We start from the raw sequence: 19,103 nt of genomic DNA on the forward strand, positions 1-19,103 counted from the left end.
CGGAGTCATCGGAAAGCCGCAGAAGTCGCACCAGTCCTCGGCCTGCGACTCATGGCCCCTCGGGCAGATCGGCATCAGGTCCCCCTCACTTCGCACCGGCTTGGGGCGGCGTCGCGCCGGGCCGCCGGCCCGGCCACTTCTTCAGCGGTCATTTCTTCTTCACGCGGACGGTCTTGGTCGACCGGGTTTCGAGCATCTTCTCGGCGGCCTCGTCCACGTTCTTACGGAACCGAACCGTACCCTCCTTCGGGTCGACCACGTCGACCACCTTCTGCAGCAGCTTGTACGTCCCGTCGTTCCCGGTCTCGTGGGCGATCTTGACGGCGGCGCCGAGCTTGGCGGTGGCGGTGTCGACGTCCCCGGCGCGGTGCGCCTCCAGGCCCTCCTGGATGGAGGAGGCGAGCTCGGCCTGCCCGGTGTAGTGGGCGACCTGCGGGCTGATCCGGGTGGAGGAGGCCAGGTCGTCGGTCCAGACCGCCTTGACCAGGCCCTGCGAGAGCACCTCGGGGGTGCCGCCGCCGACCTGCGGGGGCAGCACCAGGCTGATCCGGGCGGCGAGCATCTCGCTGCCGACCACGGCGGCCGGTACCTCGACGCAGACGTGGTAGTCGCGGCTCTCGTCGCCCCAGGAGCCGGTGGGGTAGTCGCCGGCCCGGGGGCCGGCCTCGCTGCGCCGGGCGGTCAGGTCCTCGACCGCGGGGGCGACCTGCTTGACGAACCGGACCTGGGCGTTGGCCGGGGTCCAGATCCGCAGCGCGACGTCGGCGACCTGCTTGCCCATCGCGCCGGAGATCATCGAGCGGAAGTCGTCGGCCAGACCGGAGGGTTCGGGGACCATGTCGACGGTGCCGAGCAGCGCGGAGGAGATCTTGCGCAGCTCGTCGACCTTCCAGTCGGTGCCGACGCCGCGGCAGTCGGCGGTGAAGTGGCCGGTGACCCGGTCGATGGCGCGCGCCAGGTCCGCCGCCGACTCGTGCTCGTTGTTGCCGTCGGTGAGCAGGATGGCGTGCCGGATGGCGATGTCGTGGCGGGTCAGGAAGAGCTGGTCGGCCTTGGTCAGCCAGGTGCCCATGGCGGTGCCGCCGGCCGCGGTGAGCCGGCGCAGCGACTCCTTGGCGGTGGCCCGGGTGCTCGCGGAGGCGATCGCCAGGGTGCCGTCGCCGGGGTAGATGTCCTTGGCCTCGTGGGTGCCGGCGACCACGGCGAAGGCGGTGCCGTCGCGCAGCGTGTCGATGGCGGCGGCGGTGGCCTCCCGGGCGCCGTTGATCTTGCTCTTGGGGTAGTCCATCGACCCCGAGCAGTCCACCAGGAGCACCACGGCGGCGGCGGTGTCGGCGCCCGGCCGGGCGGCGTCGGTGATGCCGAGCGGGCGGCCGCCGGAGGTGCCGCCGCCGGTCGCGGTGACGGTGACGATGGCGTTGACCTCGCGGGCGCCGTCGGCAAGGTACTCGTTCTGGAAGATCTCCACGTCGAACCTGGGCAGGTTCGGCTTCGCCAGTGTTGCCATGGGCCGGTGGCTCCCGTCGGGTGCGTGGTCGGGTGGGTCGGTCGGTCGGTGGGGACGGGCCCGGCGGTGCGCCGGGGCCGTCCGGGGGTGGCGCGGCGCGCCGTCCGGTCGGGCCGTCAGGCCGTCGGCGGGTGCGTCGGCTGGGGCGGGACGGCGGGCGGTGCCGGCGGGACGGCCGGGGGCGCCGGGGGTGCCGGGGGGAGCGGGGCGGCGGGGGAGCCGATCACCGGGAGGTCCGGCAGGGTCGGCTCGTAGTCCTCGTCCGGCTCCGCCGCCGCGGCGGGCGGCACCGGTCCGGCGCCCACCAGCAGTGCGGCGGGCACGACCGGCAGGTCCAGCGCGGTCGGGGTCGGTTCGGCCTCCTCGACGGCGATCGCCGGCGGGTCGATCGGCAGCACGGCGACGGTGATGTTGTCGTGCCCGCCGGCGTTGATCGCGAACTTCACCAGGGTCTGCGCGGCCGCGAGCGGTTCGGTCCGGGCGTCCGGCCGGACGACCTGGGCCAGGTCGGTGGCGGCCTCGGCGTAGTTCCACAGCCCGTCGGAGCAGATCAGCAGCACGCCGGGGACGTGCGGGGTGAAGTCGAGGATGTGCGGGACGACCTCCTCGGCGTCGGCGCCGAGCCAGCCGGTGATCGCGTGGGCGCGCGGGTCGGCGTACGCCTCGGCCTCGCCCATCAGCCCGGCCTCGACCATCCGGGCCGCCCAGGAGTCGTCCTGGGTGAGCCGGAACGGCTCGGCGGCGGCCCGGTCGTCCGGGATCCAGTAGGCCCGGGTGTCGCCGACCCAGCCGATGGTGACCCGGCCGCCGGAGGCTATCGCGCTGACGTAGGTGCAGGCGGGCGCGTTGAGGTCGGGCCGGGCGGGCCCGGCGCCGTGCTGGGCGAGGTCGGCGACCGCCTTGGCGGCGTCGGCGACGGCCTGGCGCATCGCGGCGCCCGGCTCCCGGCCGGCCTCCAGGGCGCTGAGCAGCGACTCGGAGGCGGCGTCGACGGCGGTCTCGGAGGCCTGGTCGGGCCGGTCGGAGGAGGAGACGCCGTCGCACACGACGGCGACCACGACCGGCTCCCCGCCGGGCAGCGAGCTGGCGGCGACGGTGAAGGAGTCCTCGTTGCGGTGGTGGCGCACGCCGCGGTCGCTGACCCCGGCGACGCCCCCGAGGGCCTTCTCCATGTGGTCGCGCGGGCGCGGCTGGGCCCAGCCGCAGGCCTCGCAGTAGCCGTCCGGGGTGACCTGCGGCAGACCGCAGTTCACGCAGACCGGCCCGTTCTGCGACGGGACGGTCTCGGCCCGGGCGGCGGCCCAGCCGACGGGCATGGCGCCCGGGGCGGGCCGGCCGTCCCGGCCGGTGCCGCAGGAGCCGCAGAAGGCGTCCTCCGGCTCCATCGGCTCGGAACAGCTCGGGCACACGGTCTGCTGCGGCATCGGCTACACCCACGTCCTGGGGCGGGCGCGGTTGGCCCGTTCCACCATCTCGATCCTGGTCTCGGCCCGGTCTGTCAACCGGGCGAGTACCCGGTATGACTGTTCCAGGGCGAAGCGCAGTTCCCGCTCCACAGCGGGTCGTCCCAGCACCGTCGTCAGGCCGGCCTGCTGGGCGCCGGCCGAGCCCGCGGTGACCCAGCCGAGGGCCGCGCCGAGCACCTCGACGGAGAGCTCCTCGCGGCGGCGGTCGTCCAGCCGCAGCGCGGTGAGCTGCTCGGAGCTGGCACCGAGGTCGGTGCCGAGCGGGTCGGTGGCGGGCCGCTCGCGCAGCCGGGCGCGGACGGTGGCGATCCGGGCGGCGGTGTACTGGCTGGAGGTGGCCGGGACGGACTCCAGGACCTTGACCGCGCCGGGCCGGTCGCCCTCGGCGAGCCGGACCCGGGCCAGCCCGAAGGCGGCGCTCAGGTACGACTGGTCGGTGGTCCACACCAGGCGGTAGAACTCGGCGGCGTCGCCGTGGTCGCCGAGCAGCTCGGCGCAGATGGCCAGGGCCAGCTTGGGCGCGGCCTCGCCGGGGAAGGCGTCGTAGACGGCGTCGAAGGCCTCGGCGGCGGCCCGCAGTTCGGCCTCGGCGGGCCCGTCCGGGCCGGCCGCGGCGGCGACCAGGGCGGCCAGGCCCCGGTACCAGACGATCCGCCAGTCGTCCTTGTGATCCTGGTTCAGGGCCTCCAACGCGGCCACCGCCTCCTGGTGGCGGCCGAGTTCTAGCCGGGCGCGCAGTTCGCGCAGCCGGCTCTCGAGGGAGACGGCGGGCGCGCCGGCCAGCGCGGCCAGCGCGTCCTCGGGGTCGGTGGCGAGCAGGGTGGCGAGGAAGCCGGCGTTGGGGTCGTCCGGGTCGACGCGCGGGACGGGCAGCGCGAGGGCGGCGGCGGCCGGGTCCAGCGCGGCCACCCGGAGCAGCCCGGGCTGCCGGCTGGGCAGCACCAACTCGGTGTCGACGACGCGCAGTTCGGGGCCGAACAGGGTGGACAGCGCGGGCCGGGGCCGGTCGTCCTGGAGCGAGAGGATCTCCCGCAGCACGCCGGTGAGCTGGTCGGCCATCTCCTCGGCGGAGCCGAACCGGCGGGCCGGGTCCTCGTCGGTGGCGCGGACCAGGAAGCGGTAGAAGGACTCGTACCGGGCGAAGACCTCGACGTCCTCCGGGCCGGGCAGGGTGTCCCGGTAGGTGGTGCTGTAGCCCTGGAAGTCGAAGGTGAGCACCGCGAGGGTGCGGGCCACGGTGTAGAGGTCGGAGGCGGGGGAGGGGCCGTCGGCGGCGATCTCGGGCGCCTGGTAGCCGATGGTGCCGTAGATCGGGCCGTCGTCGTCGAAGCGGCGGACGGCGCCCATGTCGATGATCTTGAGCGCGTCGCCGCTCTGGATCACGTTGTCGATCTTGAAGTCGCAGTAGATCAGGCCCCGGGCGTGCAGGTACCCGAGCGCCGGCAGCGCCTCCAGCGCGTACGCGATCGCCTGCTCCACCGGCAGCGGCTCGCGCCGGCCGTCCGTGCGCCGGCGGTCGTTGGCGATGTCCTTCAGCGACTTGCCGCCGACGTACTCCATCACGATGTAGCCGTCGGTGGCGCCGGTGCGCAGGTCCGGGTGCTCGGCGAAGTTGATGATCCGGACGATGTTCGGGTGGTCCACCTCGGCCAGGAAGCGCCGCTCGGCGACGGCCGCGGCCAGCGCGTCCTCGTCCCCGGTGTCCAGCAGGCCCTTCAGCACCACCCACTTGTCGTTGACCCGCCGGTCCACCGCCAGGTAGATCCAGCCGAGCCCGCCGTGCGCCAGGCAGCCCACCACCTCGTACTGCCCGCCGACCAGGTCTCCCCGGCGCAGCTTGGGCGTGAACGAGTACGGCGTGCCGCACTTGGTGCAGAAGCCCTCCGGCCGGCCCGGCCGGCCGTTCTTCTCCCGGCCCACCGGGGCCTCGCACTTGGAGCAGAACCGCTTGCGCTCCGGCACCTCCGGATTCTCCAGCACCGCCTGCGCCGGGTCCGCGGTCTCCACCGTCGGCACCGTCACCAGGCCGGCGCCCAGCCGGTTGCGCACGCCCGCCGTACCGGTGCCCCGGGTGCTGCGCACCGAGACCGACCGGCTGGAGTTGGTCCGGGTCGACCGGTGCGAACGGGAGCGGCCCGACATCGAACGGGCCGAACCGGTGCGAGAGGACACCGAGCGGACCGAGCCGCTGCGCGCCGAGTCCGGGGAGACCCGGGCCGAGGGCACGTGCGGCTGGGTGAGACCGGTGTCGGCGCCGGGCGCGGTCAGCCCGCACTCGTCGCAGTACCCGTCCGCGTCGATGGTGCCGGAGCAGTCCCGCGGGCAGGGCGAGCCGGGGCCCGCGACCACCGGCAACGCCCCCACCAGGGTGGGTGTCCGGCCGCTGCCGCCGCCGGCCGACGCCGCCGCCGTACCGCCACCGCCCGCCGGGGCCAGCCCGCACTCGTCGCAGTAGCCGTCCGCGTCGATCGTCCCCGCGCCGGAGCACTCCGGCCGTACGCACGTCTCGCCCATCAACCTCAGCCCCCCTGAACCTGTCCGTCGACCGGCGTCTGGCCGGCCGCCTCCTGTACCGCCGCGTCCGGCGCCGGACGCAGCGACTGCTGGAAGCGGGCCACCGCGGCGGCCGCCGCCCGCAGGTCGCACGGCGCGCTCCACAGCAGCCAGCGCGCCTTCTCGTACCGCTCGATCACTTCCGGGTCCTCGGCGACCCGCAGCCGGGCCGCCATCGCCTTGTAGGCGTCCAGCCGCCCGCGCAGCTCGGCCCGCACCGCCAGCGGCTGGGTCACCTCGGTCAGCGACTGCCGGGCCCGGGCCAGCTCCTTGGCCGCCGCGTCCTCCAGCGCGTCCAGCAGCGGCGCCAGCCGGCCCCACTGCCCGCTCTGGCGCAACTCCAGGGCCAGCACGATCCGTTCGCGCAGCGCCGAGGCCGGGCCCGGGACGGCCGGCACGTCGCTCGCGGCTATCTTCGCCAGCACCTCGCCGCGCGCCCGGCGGGCCTCCGCCAGCGTCGCGTCGGCGCGCTGCAACAGGTCGCCGACGCCCTGGAGGCGCTCCTCGGCGTCGTCGCGCAGCCGCAGCAGGTCCTCCAGCTCCAGCCGGACGCCGTCCAGCGCCCGCCCGGCCCGGTCGAAGCGCTCGGTGTCCACCACCCCGGACGGCGTCGCGAAGGCCGTGCCGTCCGGCACCGTGCCGCGCTGGGCGGGCACCCGGGCCGGGCGCCACAGCGCCAGCGGGTCGCCGCGCACCTCGGTGCGCAGCGCCGTCAGATCGGCGTCCAGCCCGGCCAGGTCGTCGCCCAGCGGGTGGCCGCCCTCCCGCACGCCCAGCGAGGCCGCCAGGGTCCGCACCCGGACCAGCTCGGCCAGCAGCAGGTCGATCCGGGCCGGCAGCGCCGACCAGACCGCGTCGGCGGCGCTGACCACCTCCAGCACGGTCGCGTACCAGGAGTTCATCCGCGCCATCAGCGCGTCCAGGCTGATCCGCTCGACCAGCTTGGCGGGCGCGCCCAGCAGCTGCGGGCCGTCCGGCAGCGAGCCGCCCGGAACGGTCACCGCGTCGCCCGTCAACAGCTCGCTCAGCTCGGCCAGTTCCGGCGCGCCCGGCTTCGCCTTGCGGGCCCGGACCGCGCGCGCCGAGGCCAGCGCCTCCGCGTAGCGGTCGAACAGCGCCCACAGCAGCGGCAGGCCCTGCCCGGCGACGGACCAGCGCTCCTGGGTGCGCCCGGTCAGCTCGGCGCCGTCGAGCAGCCGCAGGCCCGGGTGGTCCTGTAGGGCGAGCAGCGCCGCCTCGACCGCGTCGCGCTCCGCGCCGAGGCGCGCCAGCGCGCGGTCCACCTCCTCCCGGCTCAGTACCGGGCCAGCAGAAGCCGCCAACGCCGTGTCCTTCCTTCCTCGCGCGGGACGCCGCCCGCCGGTGATCCGACGGGCCGCCCCACGACAACCCCCGTGCCCACCACGGGTCTCCCCACGGTGATCGTCCCGAACCCTAGCCGGTGGCCCGCGGGGCGGAGCGGGCGCGGGGCGTCAAGACCGCGTCAACGCCCCGGTGCCCCGATCGGTTCCGGCGCCCCCTCGGGCTCAGTGCTGCGCCGGCCAGTAGTGGTCGGCCTCGTTGAGCATGTACGGCTTGAGCCAGCGGTCGTACGAGCTCCGCCAGGCGCCGCTCGCGTAGTAGTCCGCGAGCACCTGGTTGACCCGGGCCGTCAGATCCGGGCTGGACTTCGACATCGCGACGCCGATCACCTCCGGCTGCACCTCGCCGTCCACCACCCGCACCGTCTGGTCCTGGGCGGCGTGGCCGGCCGCCAGACCGTCGTCGGTCATGGTGGCGTCGATCCTGCCCAGCTGCATCAGGACCAGGCAGTCGAGGTGGTTGTCCACCTGCACGACCTGCTTGGCGGTCTTCTTGCCGTCCAGGTAGGTGAAGGCCGTCGAGCCCTTCGCGGCGCACACCGTCTTGCCGTTGATCGCCTCGTCGATGCTCTTCGCCGGCGAGGACTTGGGCACCAGGACCCGCTGGGTGATGTTGAAGTACGGCTTGGAGAACGCCACGTCCTCCATCCGCTTGCAGCTGATCGTCATGGTGCGCACGATCAGGTCGACCCGGCCCTTCTGGACGGCGTCGATCCGGTCCGCGGTCGCCACCGGCTTGAGCACCACCTTCTCCGGGTCGCCCATGATGGCCGCGCCGATCGCCCGGGCCAGGTCGATGTCGAAGCCCTCGATCTGACCGGTGTTCGGGTTGCGCGCACCCCAGCGGTAGCTGTTCTGGTCCACGCCGATCACCAGGCTGTGCTTGCCCTTGATGCCCCGCACCGCCGGGCCGTCCTCGCCGCTCGGCGGCACGCTCTTGTAGACGTCGCAGTCGGCCTGGTCCTGCTGCTCCTGCTGGCCCAGCTGGACCGCCTGCGGCGCCCCGGCCCCGGCCGGCGGGGTGGCGCCGGAGGCGCCCCCGCCGCCGAGCACGGCCGCACAGGCCGCCAGCAGCGCCAGCGCCGTCGCCGACCTGGTCCGTACGGTTCCCTCGCGCATCTGTCCGCTCCCCCCTCTACCGGTACTCGGCCAGTCGACGGCCCAGGCCCCGCAGCGCCGCGGCGGCGGCCACCAGGCCCAGCACCGCGACCGCCACGGCCGCGGCCCGCAGATCCCCGTCGGCGCCCTTCGCGGCCGCCCGGAACCGGTCCTGCTCGATGCCGGCGGCCTGCGCCAGCAACTGGTCGGTGGTGTTGAACGCGGCGTCCGCGGTCTTCGGCGCGTCCTCCGGCTTCGCCGTCACCGTCGCGTCCAGGGCGCCCTGGTAGTCGGCGTTCTCGGTCTCCAGCTTCTTCGCCGCGTCGTGCCGGGTGCGCCATTCGTCGTACTGCTGCGCGGCCTTGCCGATCACCCCCTGCGCGTCCCCGGGCGCCAGCCGGAAGGCGTCCGGCAGGGTGCCGGTGCGCCGGTCCTCCGGGGTGTCCTTGGGTACGTCCTTGGACAGGTGGTCGGTGGTCTTCGACCACTGGTCCGCGTACTTGGCGGTGGAGCCACGGGCGACGTAGTGCAGGTTCTCCGCCAGCCGGGCCGTCAGCACATCCACCCGGGCCGCGTTGAGCGCCCGCAGCGGGGTCGCGCCGTCGCGGTCGCTGTCCTTCAGTGCGGCGTTCGTGGTCAGCCCGGTGACGGCCAGCCAGAGCGCGCCGGCCAGGACGGCGGCGGTGGCGCCGAGCAGCCCCGGGTTGAACACCCGGTTGGTCCGGCGGAACAGCAGCACCTGGACCCAGGCCAGCGCCGCCAGCGTGATCACCGCCAGGACGTAGGCCCCCCACGGCGCGGCCTTCGCCTCGGCGTAGTCGCCGGCCAGCTCGTCGTTCTCGATGGCCGCCAGCTGGGCGGCGGCCGGCAGCAGCACCGTGCGCATCTGCTCCGAGGCGTACCGCAGGTAGGCGCCGCCGAGCGGGATGCCCAGCCGGTTGTCCGCCCGCGCGGTCTCCACCAGCCCGGCGTAGACCGGCAGTTGCTGGTTCAGCTTGGCCAGCCAGACCTGCGCGGGGGAGGAGGAGGTGGTCCGGGCCGCCGCGTCGGCGATCAGCTTGGCGGCCGTCGAGAGGTCCTGCTCGTAGCGGTCCCGGACGGCCTTCGGCTCGGTACCCGCCAGCAGGAAGCCGCTCGCCGCCGTGGTGTCCGCGTCCGCCAGCGAACGGTTGATGTCCGCCGCGGCCTGGCTCAGCGGCTGGCTGTACGAGACCACCCGCTCGGCGGCCTGCGCCCGGCTCTCCAGCTGCCAGGTGGTCAGCCCCCCGAACGCCACCGTCAGCACCGTCAACAGCGCGCCGGCCAGCCGCAGCCGCCCCGGTGCCGTCCGGGAGGCCCGCGCCAGCCGGGCCCGCAGACCGCGCGGCGACAGCGCCCCCGGGGACCGCCGCGCCGCCGGCCCGGCAGCTGGTCCGGCAGCTGCTCCGACGGCCGGCCCGACGGCCGGTCCGGTTGTCGGGGCGCCCGGCCGCGCCGGGACCGCGACGCCCCGCGCGCCGCTACCTGTTGGTGTCGCCACCCGCCTCATCCTCCCCTGGGGCCGGCCCGTCACCCGGGCCCGGCCGATGCCAGCAGTATGGCCGTGACTCCCCCCGGCCACACCCGACTTGCGCCGATCTTGTGTATCGCTCCGCACAGTTGAGGCCCGCCGCCCCGACGGTGATCCCGGTCCGGGACGGGCGGCGATCCGTCCGACGCGCGATGCACCCTATGCGGTTCCCCGAACCCGGCGGAGCGGAGGGGTCCGGTTGTGTGCCCTCCGTACGCGGCGGAACCCGCCGGGGGAGGGGAGCTTCGTACGATGGGGCCATGCGTCTGCTTGGAACGATCTCCCCCGACCGCCCGCTGCTCGTCGTCGCCGTCCGCGAGGAGGCCGCCCACCTCGACGACCGGCTGCCCGTCCTGCTCACCGGGATAGGGAAGGTCAACGCCGCCGCCTCGCTGGCCACCGTCCTCGCCCAGGGCGAGAAGCCCTCCGAGGTGATCAACCTCGGCACGGCGGGCGCGCTGCGCCCCGGCTGGGAGGGCACCCACCACGTCGTCCAGGTGATCCAGCACGACATCGACACCCCCGCACTGCTGGAACTCACCGGCCGCAGCTACGGCGCGCCGCTGGTGATCGGCAAGGGCGACGGCCCGGTGCTGGCCACCGGCGACCTCTTCGTCTCCGACCCGGCCGCCCGCGACCGGCTCGCCGAACACGCCGACCTGGTCGACATGGAGGGCTACGCCGTCGCCACCGTCGCCCACCGGGCCGGAGTGCCGGTCCGGCTGGTCAAGCACGTCAGCGACGAGGCCGGTGAGGGCGCGAGCCACACCTGGCGCGAGACGGTCGACGACTGCGCGCGGCACCTGGCCGACTGGGTGGCCGCGCAGGGCTGGTGACGGGTATTCAGCCCGGCAGGTGATCGCTAGGGTGGCGCGGTGACTCAGAACAACACCGCGCCGTCCGCGCCGTCCGTGCCCTCCAAGACCGTCGACACCCGTCCGCCCGGCATCAACGCCGACGAGCCGACCATGCTGGTCGCCTTCCTCGACTACCTGCGGCAGGCCGTGATCGGCAAGCTCGACGGGGTCTCCGACGAGGACGCCCGCCGCCCGGGCGTCGCCTCCGGCACCAGCCTGCTCTGGCTGGTCCGCCACCTCACCGTCGTCGAACTCAACTGGTTCGTCTGGGCCTACCAGGGCGAGGGGGAGGAGCCGTCCTCCTCCGACGACGTCCCGCTCGGCACGGCGACCGTCGCCGAGGAGATCGCCGCCTACCGGGCCGCGATCGCCCGGGCCAACGAGGTGACCGCCGCCGCCCAGGGCGACCTGGACCGGCCCGGCGCGCGCACGCTGCGGCCGGACGGGGACGCGCCGTCGCTGCGCTGGGTGCTGGTGCACATGATCGAGGAGACCGGGCGGCACGCCGGACACGCGGACATCATCCGCGAGCAGCTGGACGGTGCGGTCGGCCGCTGAGCGGCGGGCCTGTCGTATGCGCCGGGGGGCGCCGGGTGCGTCGGACAGGCCGGGTCTGCCGGACCCGTAGGCCCCGGGGAGGGGGTGGTGGCGGCCCTCCTGACGGACAGTGGAATACTCCCCCGGCACCGACCACGCCGTCCGCACGGCGTCGCGGGTTCACTCACAGGGGGAAGAAACGATCATGTCATCGTCAGGGAGAAGCCTGCCCCGGCGCGGGCACACCACCCGCGCCGTCCTCGGGGCCTCCGTGCTCGCACTGACCCTGCTCGGCACCACCACGGCCTGCGGGCCGGACAACAGCTCCGCCGACGCCGCCGCCACGGCCGGCACCTCCGACCTCGGCCTGCCGGCCAACCTCGACGACCTGAAGAAGTGGAAGTTCGAGGACTGGGAGAAGTGGGCCAAGGACTACGCCCTCCCGGCCGCCAACAAGGGCTTCTGGACGCTGGAGAAGCTGCTCCAGGCCAAGCCGGACGAGCCGATCGCGCCGCCGGCCGGCCCGGCCGCGCCCGCCGCGCCGGGGCAGCCCACGCCGCCCGGGCAGCCCGCTCAGCCGCCGGCGTCGGCGGCACCGTCCGTGCCGGGCGCGCCGTCCGCTCCGGCCGCGAGCCAGTCCGGTGCGGCCAAGCCGCCGGCCGGGCAGCCCACCCAGCCGGGGCACCCGAGTGCGCCGCCGGCCGCGCCCAAGCCGTCGACCACGCAGCAGCCGGCCTCGCAGGCCCCGGCCCCGCCGAAGTCCCAGGCGCCGGTGCCGCCCGGCCAGCCCCCGGCGCAGCCGCCCGCGCAGCCGCCCGCGCAGCCGCCGGCGCAGCCCACGCAGGCTCCGGCCCAGCCCGCGCAGCCTCCCGCTCAGCCGACGCAGGCGCCGCAGGCCCCGGCCACCCAGCCCGGCCAGCCGCCCGCCCAGCCCCCGGCTGACGGCGGCAACGACCCGCTGCCGAAGACCGTCCCCGCGCAGGCCGTCCCGCACCCGTACGCCAAGTACGGCGTGCACGGGAAGCTCTTCGCCGACCAGCCGGGCTCCGCGCCCAACGCCGCCGCCGGGCTCAACCACTCCCAGTGCTCCGCCACCGTCGTCGCCGACCCGGCGCACCCCGGCAAGAGCAACCTGGTGTGGACCGCCGGCCACTGCGTCCACCAGGGCAAGGGCGGCTCGTACTACAGCAACATCACCTTCATCCCCGCCTTCAACAGCTCCGGCGCACTCAGCGGCGGCAAGCAGGGCGACGAGTCGCAGTACGCGCCGTTCGGCGTCTGGCCCGCCACCCAGGCGGTCACCTCGCCGCAGTGGAAGGCCGAGGGCGGCAAGACCGGCGACGCCGCCACCCACTACGACTTCGCGATCCTGCGGGTGCAGCCGCCGAACGGCAAGTCCCTGGAGGAGACCGTCGGCGGCGCGCTGCCGGTCTGGTTCAACGCCCCGCGCGACCAGCTGAACGTCAGCGAGTACGGCTACCCGGCCGCCCCGCCGTTCGACGGCCGCGAGCTGAACCACTGCGACAGCGGCAAGCCCGGGCGGCTCTCCTACGACGCCTCCCGCCCGCCGATGCTGGTGATCGGCTGCGCCATGACCGCCGGTTCCAGCGGAGGCGGCTGGCTGGCCGTCAAGGACGGCAAGCAGGTGCTGGTCAGCAACGTGTCGGTCGGCAAGCACGACGGCGAGCCGAAGTTCCAGGCCGGTCCCTACCTGGACGACGAGGCCGCCGGGGCCTACGACTTCATCACCAAGAAGGGCTGAGCCGGCGGAGGGCGGTGGCCTCGCGACACCGCTGAACGGCGGCCGCGCTCCCGAGTGGGGGCGCGGCCGCCGTGCTGCTGCTACGGGCGGAACGCCGAGAGGTCCAGGGCGTTCAGCCGCTCCGGGTCGGTGAGCACGTCGATCGCCGCGATCGCGCCGTCCACCACGGTGAACGCCATGATCGACAGCGGCCGCCCGTTGTCGCCGATCACCACCGCACCCGCCGTGCCGTTGACCAGCGCCGGGCGGGCGAACGGCGACAGGCCACCCCACAGCACGGCCTGGCCGGCCACCGTGGCCGCGCCCGACAGCACCACCGTGTGCCGGGCCCGCACGCCCGCGCCGCCGTCCGAGCGCAGCACCACGTCCGGGTCGAGGACGGCCACCAGCGCGTCCAGGTCGCCGTTGCGGGCCGCGGCGAAGAAGGCGTCCACAGCCACCCGCTGGCGGCCCAGGTCCGGGTCGGGCGTCGGCGCCTGCCCCCGCACCCGGCGGCGGGCCCGGCTGGCCAGCTGGCGGGTCGCCGCCGCCGTCTTCTCGATCAGCGGCGCGATCTCCTCGAACGGCACCGCGAACAGGTCGTGCAGCACGAAGGCGACCCGCTCGGCCGGTGACAGCGACTCCATCACCACCATCAGCGCCAGCCCGACCTCGTCGGCCAGCAGCACCTCCTGCTCCGGGTCCACCACCCCCTCGCGGCGCAGCAGCGGATCCGGGATGCGCGGCTCGCCGAGCGGTCCGCCCGGTCCGCCCGGTCCGCCCGGTTCGAACGCGCCACCCGGCTCCAGCGGCTCCTCGCGGCGCTGGGCGCGGGCCCGCAGCAGGTTCAGGCAGACCCGGGACACCACCGTGGTCAGCCAGCCGCCGAGGTTCTCCACCCCGGTGGTATCGGTGCGGTCGTACCGCAGCCACGCGTCCTGCACGGCGTCCTCGGCCTCGCTGACCGAGCCGAGCATCCGGTACGCGACGGCGCGCAGGCGGCCCCGGTGCGCCTCGAACACCTCGGCCGACGCGATCCGCCCGGCTGAGGAAAAATTCTCGTCCACCCGTGTCACATTCCTTCGTCGCCGTGGGTCAGAGCAGCAGAAGCCACCAAACAACGGCTGCGGCGGAGAGATCAACTCCCCGCCGGGGACGAATCGGAGACGACCGTGACGAAGACCCCCGCGACCGACACCCCCGTTCTCGTGACCGGCGGCACCGGCACCCTCGGCCGCCAGGTCGTGCCGCTGCTGCGCGCCGCCGGGCGGACCGTCCGCGTCCTCAGCCGGCACGACCGCGAGGCCACCGACGGCGTCAGCCACGTCCGCTGCGACCTGCTCGGCGACGGGGCCGGCCTGGACGAGGCGCTGGCCGGCGTCGAGACCGTGCTGCACCTGGCGGGCAGCAACAAGGGCGACGACGTCGCCACCCGCACCCTGGTCGCCGCCGCACGGCGGGCCGGGGTGAAGCACCTGGTGTACATCTCGGTGATCGGCGCCGACAAGCTCCCGATCGGCTACTTCCGGGCCAAGGCCGCCGCCGAGGAGGCGGTCGTCGCCTCGGGCCTGCCGTACACCATCCTGCGGGCGGCGCAGTTCCACGACCTGGCGTTCACCGTGATCGAGAAGATGGCCAGGCTGCCGCTCGTCCCCAACCCCGGCGGGATCCGCTGGCAGCCCGTGGACGTCCGCGAAGTCGCCGGCCGGCTCGTCGAGTTGGCACTGGACGAGCCGGCCGGGCAGGTGCCCGACCTGGCCGGCCCGACGGTGTACGCGATGGGCGAGCTGACCCGCGGCTACCTGAAGGCGCGCGGCCGCACCCGCCCGCAGCTGCCCGTCCGGGTGCCCGGCAAGGTCGGCCGCGCGTACCGGGCCGGGGACAACCTCACCCTGATCGGGGCCGAGTTCGGCCGCCGCACCTGGGAGGACTACCTCGCCGAGCGGCTGGCCTCCTGAGCCGCCGCCGGAGCCGCCGGTCGTCGGGCCGCCGGTCGTCGGGGTTGTCGGGGTTGCCGGACGGGGAGTTGCTGTCGGTGCCCTTGGCTAGGGTGGCCGCCATGTCGACCGAACCGACCACACCGCTGCTCGACGCCATCCGCGCCCAGCCCGACGCCCTCGACTACCTGCTCTGCACGGGCGACCTCAACCTCGACCACTACGAACACGTCGAGGAGGTCGTGCTCGCCTCCGGGGAGCCCCTGGAGCGCCTGGCCAAGGACGCCGCCGGCGGCACCTACTTCTACTGCGGCGAGGGCGGCGAGGAACGCCCCATCCTGCTCGCCGACTCCGAGGGCGGCGCGGCCCTGCTGGCCGTCGGGCTGCCGGAGCTGGTCCGGCTGCTGCTGGCCGTCCCGTGGTGGCGGGACTGCAACCGGCTGACCGAGGAGGAGAGCGCCGAGGCCGCCGAGTACTACCTGGAGGAAGAGCCCGACCTCTACGCCGAACGGGACGCCGCCGCCGCGGCGCTCGGCCTCGACGTCCCGTCCCCGGCCGAGGCGCTGGCCCGGCTGCGGGAGGTGGCCCTCGGCCTCGGGCCGGCGTACGTCCTGCTCAACGCCGAGGAGGGCTGCGCCTACCAGCCGCTGTTCAGGACTTCGCCGCGGTGAGGACGTCCTCGGTGGTGACCACCTTGGCGAACCGCATCGCGTGCAGCACCGTGGCCGTGGCGCGGGCGAGTTCGGCCGCCGGGACGGTCGTGCCGTCCGGCCCGGTCAGGTCGAAGGCGTGCATCGCGTCGGTCGGGAAGATCGCGTCGTAGCCGAGGTTCCCGGCCATCCGGGCGGTGGTCTCGTTGCACACGTTGGTGATGATCCCGGTGATCACCAGCTGCCGGGCGCCGCGCTCCTGGAGCCAGGCGTGCAGGTCGGGGGTGCCGTAGAAGGCGCTGTTCACCGTCTTGGTGATGTGCAGGTCGGGGGTGATCGCGGCGACGAAGTCCTTCAGCTCGTAGCCGGGCGTGCCGGGGGTGAGCGGGCCGGCCTGGGAGGCGTGCTGCACGGTGACGATCGGCCGGCCGGTCCGCTGCCAGGCGGCGATCAGGTCGGCGATCCGCTGCTCGGCCTGCGGGTTGTCGCGCGGGCCCCAGAAGTCGTGGTCCTCGAAGCCCTGCTGGACGTCGATCACGATCAGGACGGCGTCGGAGTCGAGGGCGAGCGGGGCGTCGAAGGCGTCGGTGTTCGTCATGCGTCCATCGTGGCTGTCGTGCTGGGGAGGCCGTGATGGGCAGGAACGTCACCCATCGATAGATTCCTGCCATGCGAACAGTGGGCTGCCTGATCTTCGACGGTGTACGGGCCTTCGACTACGCGGTGATCGGCGAGGTGTGGTCCAACCGGACGTCCCGGCCCGGCCTGCCCGCCTTCGACCTGCGGATCTGCGGACCGGACGGCGCCCGGGTCCGGCTCGGCGGCGGGCTGGAACGGGTCCCCGACCACGGCCCGGCCGCGCTCGCCGACTGCGACCTGGTCGTCGTCCCCGGCGTGGAGGACCCGGCCGCCCCGCGCGACCCCGCCCTCCTCGCCGCCCTGCGCACCGCCGCCGCCCGCGGCGTGCCCATCGCCTCCCTCTGCGCGGGCGCCTTCGTCCTCGCCGAGGCAGGCCTGCTCGACGGCCGCGAGGCCACCACCCACTGGGCCCTCGCTCCCGAACTCGCCCGCCGCTTCCCGGCCGTGACCGTCCGCCCCGAGGTGCTGTTCACCGGCGGCGACGGCCTCTGGACCTCGGCCGGCGTCGCCGCGGGCATCGACCTCTGCCTGCACCTCGTCCGCGCCGCCCACGGCCAGCAGACCGCCGCCACCATCGCCCGCGCCATGGTCACCGCCCCCTTCCGGGCCGGCGGCCAGGCCCAGTTCATCCCCACCCCCGTCCCCGACTCCCCGGCGGACGACCCCCTCTCCCACGCCCGCGCCGCCGTCCTCGCCGCCCTCGACACCCCCTGGACCGTCCGCCGGATGGCCGCCGAGGCCCACATGTCCGAACGCACCTTCGCCCGCCACTTCACCGCCACCACCGGCACCACCCCCCTCCGCTGGCTCCTCGACCAACGGGTCCTCACCGCCCAGCGCCTGCTGGAGGAGACCGACCTACCGGTGGACACCGTCGCCACCCACTGCGGCTTCACCTCCGCCGTGTCGCTGCGCCCGGTCTTCACCGCCCGCGTCGGCATCGCCCCCAGGGAGTACCGCCGCTCCTTCCGCGGCCGCGAGGAGGGTTAGGGGGCGGCTGTCGGCGAGGAAGGCGGCATCAGGCAGGGGGTGACAACGCCGAAGACCATTCGGTCGTTGCCCGCGGTGCTGGACACGTCCACGACGTACTCGCTGGCCGGGTGGCGGGCATGGAGCAGCGACTGCGGCGAGTGGTCGGGCATCTCCCGGTACGCGGTGATGGCAAGACCCTCCTTTGTCAGGACGTCCCGGACCTTGCGGACGACGTCGTTGTGCCGAGTGTTGGGAACATTGCCGTGCACGTTGTAGATGAGGATGAAGCGTGCATCCGGCGCGCTCTCGCCGTTTTTTCCGGTACACGAGCTGAATCCCGGTTCCTCGGGCTCGCTGTTGATCTCGACGCCGGAGGCCTGGGCCAGGTGCGCTGTGAGCTGGCGAGCCCAATCCAGCGCCTCTTGGCGGGATTTGACTGGCAGCGGATCGTCCTTGCCGGTGCTCGCTGAGGGGCCGGACATGCAGGCTCCAAGGGTTGATAGCAGGAGTGCGACAGTCATGAGGCGATGCCGTCGGCGGATGGGAACGAGATGGGACAATCGCGACGTGGCCATTTCAGCGGGGGACATTTCCGGCCAGCGGGAGTTCCTTGGCCGTGGTCGTGGGCTGCTGGTTCGCGATGATCTTCGCCTGGTTGAGCAGGCTCTCGCTGCCCGGGTTCCAGTAGCCACCGTGATCCTGGGTATCGATAACGATGTTGTGCCCGCCGAATCCCCACGTATGTGGGCTGACACCCAGGGTGGTCGAGAAGGCGAGACGGGTGAGGTCGTTGCTGGCCTCGCCGATCCAGACGTGGTCGGGATCGATGTTCAGACGATCTGCATTACCAACGCCCATGCCCGGGCTGCCGAGGGCGATGATGTCGTCAGCGTGCAGACCCCCGCCCTCGCTGGCGGCTACGCCCACTGCGAAGCTTCCGTAGCTGTGGGCGACATAGGTGAGATGGGTCTTCGGTTCGCCGTGCGACACCCTGAGGCCGTTCGAGAACCGGCGCATGTCGTCGGCACCGTCGATTCCCCGTGTGGGGCTCGCGGCACCCGGGATGCTCTCGGGAGCGTCGTAGCCGAGATAAGAGATCACTGACACGGTCTCGCCCGCTTTGGTGCTGCCTTTTGCGGCGTCCTGAAGGCGTCGGACGTGGTCTATCTGTCCGGGGACGCCATTGAGGTCAGTGTTCGTTCCGGGAACGAAAACGGCGGTGTGGGTTGCCTTGTCGGGGTTTCCGGTGGCGACGATCGCACGCCCGTCACCTCCATGGGCCTCGGGCTCGATGGCGAGGAGGAACATCTGCTTCGATTCGTCCTTGGTGTCCGCTGTCTCTTCCAGCTTCTTCTTGATCTCGGTCAGTGCGGCCTTGCGTTTGTCATAAGCCGCCTGATCCAGCCCGAACGTGGACGGTGAGCCGACCATCATCGCGTCGATCTTCTGGTCCAGGACGAGCCGGTTCGCCTCGTCGCGGACGGTGGCCGGCAGTCCGTCGAGGTTGCCGATCTTCGCGGCGTTGAGCGCGAGGTAGGTCTCCCGCTGGTCCTGGGTGAGGCCGTTCCACCAGGCGGCGTTCTTGGCCGGGTCCTTGCCGTCGGGGATGTACGGGTCGACCAGCCCGAGGTCCTTCAGCGCGCCCGCTGCGGCGCTCTTGGCCTCGGCCAGGGAGCCGTTCGCGCGGGATGGATCCAGGGTGTTCGCGCTGAGCCGGACCAGGGCGTTGTGCCCCTGTTCGCTCGCGGTCTCGGCGTCCTTGAGGGCGGTGTCGATGCGGTCCTGGAAGCCCTTCCGCTCCGCGGCGAGCTTGCGGCGCGCCTCCTGTGCGTCGGGGTCGTTGTGGTCGGGCGGAAGGTCGACGACGCCCGTGGCGGACACCACCAGGCCCGCGTCGACGGCTCGGTTCACGGCGTTGATGAGGTTGGTCTGCGCCTGGTACATCCGGTCGGCGACGGTGTTCAGCACGAGGGCGGCGGCTTCCGACTCCGTCCGGACGATGTCCAGTTGCTGCTCGGTCTTCACCATGAACGGGAGCGCGGCTATGGCGTCGTCACCCTCCCAGCCCTGGCAGAGCGGCCCGTTGACCTGGTTGCGGTGCCGCTCGCCGGTGCTTTCCACGGCGTGGCCCAGCGCCTTCCAGGCCTTCGCGGCATCGTGCAGTCCGTGCGGGTCGAATTTCACCAACAGCTCGTAGGTGCTGGTCGCTTGGCCCCCTGCGGAGTAGCGGACCACC

Annotated in this window: 16 protein-coding genes; 6 read left to right on the forward strand and 10 right to left on the reverse strand. The window is 73.9% G+C overall.

Annotated features, from left to right (window positions below):
* Positions 1-148 precede the first annotated feature (148 nt).
* The 6 genes from ABTY15_RS14025 to ABTY15_RS14050 all read right to left on the reverse strand — a co-directional run bounded on the left by ABTY15_RS14025 (position 149) and on the right by ABTY15_RS14050 (position 9,504).
* Positions 149-1,507 (reverse strand): vWA domain-containing protein, encoded by a 1,359-nt coding sequence (locus ABTY15_RS14025; RefSeq protein ID WP_350581785.1) that lies wholly within the window; start codon positions 1,505-1,507, stop codon positions 149-151.
* Positions 1,508-1,623: 116 nt separating this feature from the next.
* Positions 1,624-2,931, reverse strand: coding sequence for a PP2C family protein-serine/threonine phosphatase (locus ABTY15_RS14030; protein WP_350581788.1), 1,308 nt, complete (start codon positions 2,929-2,931; stop codon positions 1,624-1,626).
* Between the two features lie 3 nt (positions 2,932-2,934).
* Positions 2,935-5,487 carry a serine/threonine-protein kinase gene (locus ABTY15_RS14035; protein WP_350581789.1) on the reverse strand — a complete coding sequence of 851 codons (2,553 nt, stop codon included), beginning with the start codon at positions 5,485-5,487 and terminating at the stop codon, positions 2,935-2,937.
* Between the two features lie 5 nt (positions 5,488-5,492).
* The gene (locus ABTY15_RS14040; RefSeq protein WP_350581791.1) at positions 5,493-6,848 is read right to left on the reverse strand and encodes a hypothetical protein; all 1,356 of its coding nucleotides are present in this window, start codon (positions 6,846-6,848) and stop codon (positions 5,493-5,495) included.
* Between the two features lie 204 nt (positions 6,849-7,052).
* A complete protein-coding gene (locus ABTY15_RS14045; RefSeq protein WP_350581796.1) occupies positions 7,053-8,006 on the reverse strand; it encodes a glutamate ABC transporter substrate-binding protein in 954 nt (317 codons plus the stop codon).
* 16 nt (positions 8,007-8,022) lie between these two features.
* Positions 8,023-9,504: a GlnX family signal transduction membrane protein gene (locus tag ABTY15_RS14050; protein WP_350581799.1), complete on the reverse strand. Its 1,482-nt coding sequence runs from the start codon at positions 9,502-9,504 to the stop codon at positions 8,023-8,025.
* Between the two features lie 290 nt (positions 9,505-9,794).
* Between ABTY15_RS14050 and ABTY15_RS14055 the strand changes: the two genes are divergently transcribed.
* The 3 genes from ABTY15_RS14055 (at position 9,795) to ABTY15_RS14065 (ending at position 12,690) form a co-directional block, all read left to right on the forward strand.
* Complete coding sequence (locus ABTY15_RS14055; protein WP_350581801.1) at positions 9,795-10,370, forward strand: nucleosidase; 576 nt, start codon at positions 9,795-9,797, stop codon at positions 10,368-10,370.
* Between the two features lie 39 nt (positions 10,371-10,409).
* A complete protein-coding gene (locus ABTY15_RS14060; RefSeq protein ID WP_350581804.1) occupies positions 10,410-10,949 on the forward strand; it encodes a DinB family protein in 540 nt (179 codons plus the stop codon).
* Positions 10,950-11,133: 184 nt separating this feature from the next.
* On the forward strand, positions 11,134-12,690 hold the full coding sequence (locus ABTY15_RS14065; protein WP_350581806.1) for a trypsin-like serine peptidase: 1,557 nt from the start codon (positions 11,134-11,136) through the stop codon (positions 12,688-12,690).
* A gap of 80 nt (positions 12,691-12,770) precedes the next feature.
* On the opposite strand, the gene ABTY15_RS14070 is transcribed toward ABTY15_RS14065, so the two are convergent.
* Positions 12,771-13,736, reverse strand: a complete 966-nt coding sequence (locus ABTY15_RS14070) for a sigma-70 family RNA polymerase sigma factor (RefSeq protein ID WP_350581809.1) — start codon at positions 13,734-13,736, stop codon at positions 12,771-12,773.
* Positions 13,737-13,841: 105 nt separating this feature from the next.
* Here ABTY15_RS14070 and ABTY15_RS14075 point away from each other — a divergent pair, with 105 nt between their 5' ends.
* Positions 13,842-14,627, forward strand: a complete 786-nt coding sequence (locus ABTY15_RS14075) for an SDR family oxidoreductase (protein WP_350581812.1) — start codon at positions 13,842-13,844, stop codon at positions 14,625-14,627.
* 101 nt (positions 14,628-14,728) lie between these two features.
* Complete coding sequence (locus ABTY15_RS14080) at positions 14,729-15,277, forward strand: hypothetical protein (RefSeq protein ID WP_350581815.1); 549 nt, start codon at positions 14,729-14,731, stop codon at positions 15,275-15,277.
* On the opposite strand, the gene ABTY15_RS14085 is transcribed toward ABTY15_RS14080, so the two are convergent.
* Complete coding sequence (locus ABTY15_RS14085; protein WP_350581818.1) at positions 15,258-15,854, reverse strand: cysteine hydrolase family protein; 597 nt, start codon at positions 15,852-15,854, stop codon at positions 15,258-15,260. The two genes, ABTY15_RS14080 and ABTY15_RS14085, sit on opposite strands and share 20 nt — an antisense overlap.
* 71 nt (positions 15,855-15,925) lie before the next feature.
* Here ABTY15_RS14085 and ABTY15_RS14090 point away from each other — a divergent pair, with 71 nt between their 5' ends.
* Positions 15,926-16,885 carry a GlxA family transcriptional regulator gene (locus tag ABTY15_RS14090; RefSeq protein WP_350581821.1) on the forward strand — a complete coding sequence of 320 codons (960 nt, stop codon included), beginning with the start codon at positions 15,926-15,928 and terminating at the stop codon, positions 16,883-16,885.
* Here the strand turns inward: ABTY15_RS14090 and ABTY15_RS14095 are convergent.
* Both ABTY15_RS14095 and ABTY15_RS14100 read right to left on the reverse strand, forming a co-directional pair.
* On the reverse strand, positions 16,882-17,349 hold the full coding sequence (locus ABTY15_RS14095) for a hypothetical protein (protein ID WP_350581825.1): 468 nt from the start codon (positions 17,347-17,349) through the stop codon (positions 16,882-16,884). The two genes, ABTY15_RS14090 and ABTY15_RS14095, sit on opposite strands and share 4 nt — an antisense overlap.
* A 94-nt stretch (positions 17,350-17,443) precedes the next feature.
* On the reverse strand, positions 17,444-19,102 hold the full coding sequence (locus ABTY15_RS14100; RefSeq protein WP_350581827.1) for an alpha/beta hydrolase: 1,659 nt from the start codon (positions 19,100-19,102) through the stop codon (positions 17,444-17,446).
* Between the last annotated feature and the right edge of the window lies 1 nt (position 19,103).

Source organism: Kitasatospora sp. NPDC097643 (assembly GCF_040302625.1).
In the GTDB taxonomy this organism is placed as follows: domain Bacteria; phylum Actinomycetota; class Actinomycetes; order Streptomycetales; family Streptomycetaceae; genus Kitasatospora.

Coding starts and splice junctions, on each gene's coding strand:
- ABTY15_RS14055 (WP_350581801.1), top strand. CDS start 9,795: ATGCGTCTGCTTGGAACGATCTCCCCCGACCGCCCGCTGCTCGTCGTC.
- ABTY15_RS14095 (WP_350581825.1), bottom strand. CDS start 17,349: ATGTCCGGCCCCTCAGCGAGCACCGGCAAGGACGATCCGCTGCCAGTC.
- ABTY15_RS14030 (WP_350581788.1), bottom strand. CDS start 2,931: ATGCCGCAGCAGACCGTGTGCCCGAGCTGTTCCGAGCCGATGGAGCCG.
- ABTY15_RS14080 (WP_350581815.1), top strand. CDS start 14,729: ATGTCGACCGAACCGACCACACCGCTGCTCGACGCCATCCGCGCCCAG.
- ABTY15_RS14025 (WP_350581785.1), bottom strand. CDS start 1,507: ATGGCAACACTGGCGAAGCCGAACCTGCCCAGGTTCGACGTGGAGATC.
- ABTY15_RS14045 (WP_350581796.1), bottom strand. CDS start 8,006: ATGCGCGAGGGAACCGTACGGACCAGGTCGGCGACGGCGCTGGCGCTG.
- ABTY15_RS14090 (WP_350581821.1), top strand. CDS start 15,926: ATGCGAACAGTGGGCTGCCTGATCTTCGACGGTGTACGGGCCTTCGAC.
- ABTY15_RS14065 (WP_350581806.1), top strand. CDS start 11,134: ATGTCATCGTCAGGGAGAAGCCTGCCCCGGCGCGGGCACACCACCCGC.
- ABTY15_RS14035 (WP_350581789.1), bottom strand. CDS start 5,487: ATGGGCGAGACGTGCGTACGGCCGGAGTGCTCCGGCGCGGGGACGATC.
- ABTY15_RS14085 (WP_350581818.1), bottom strand. CDS start 15,854: ATGACGAACACCGACGCCTTCGACGCCCCGCTCGCCCTCGACTCCGAC.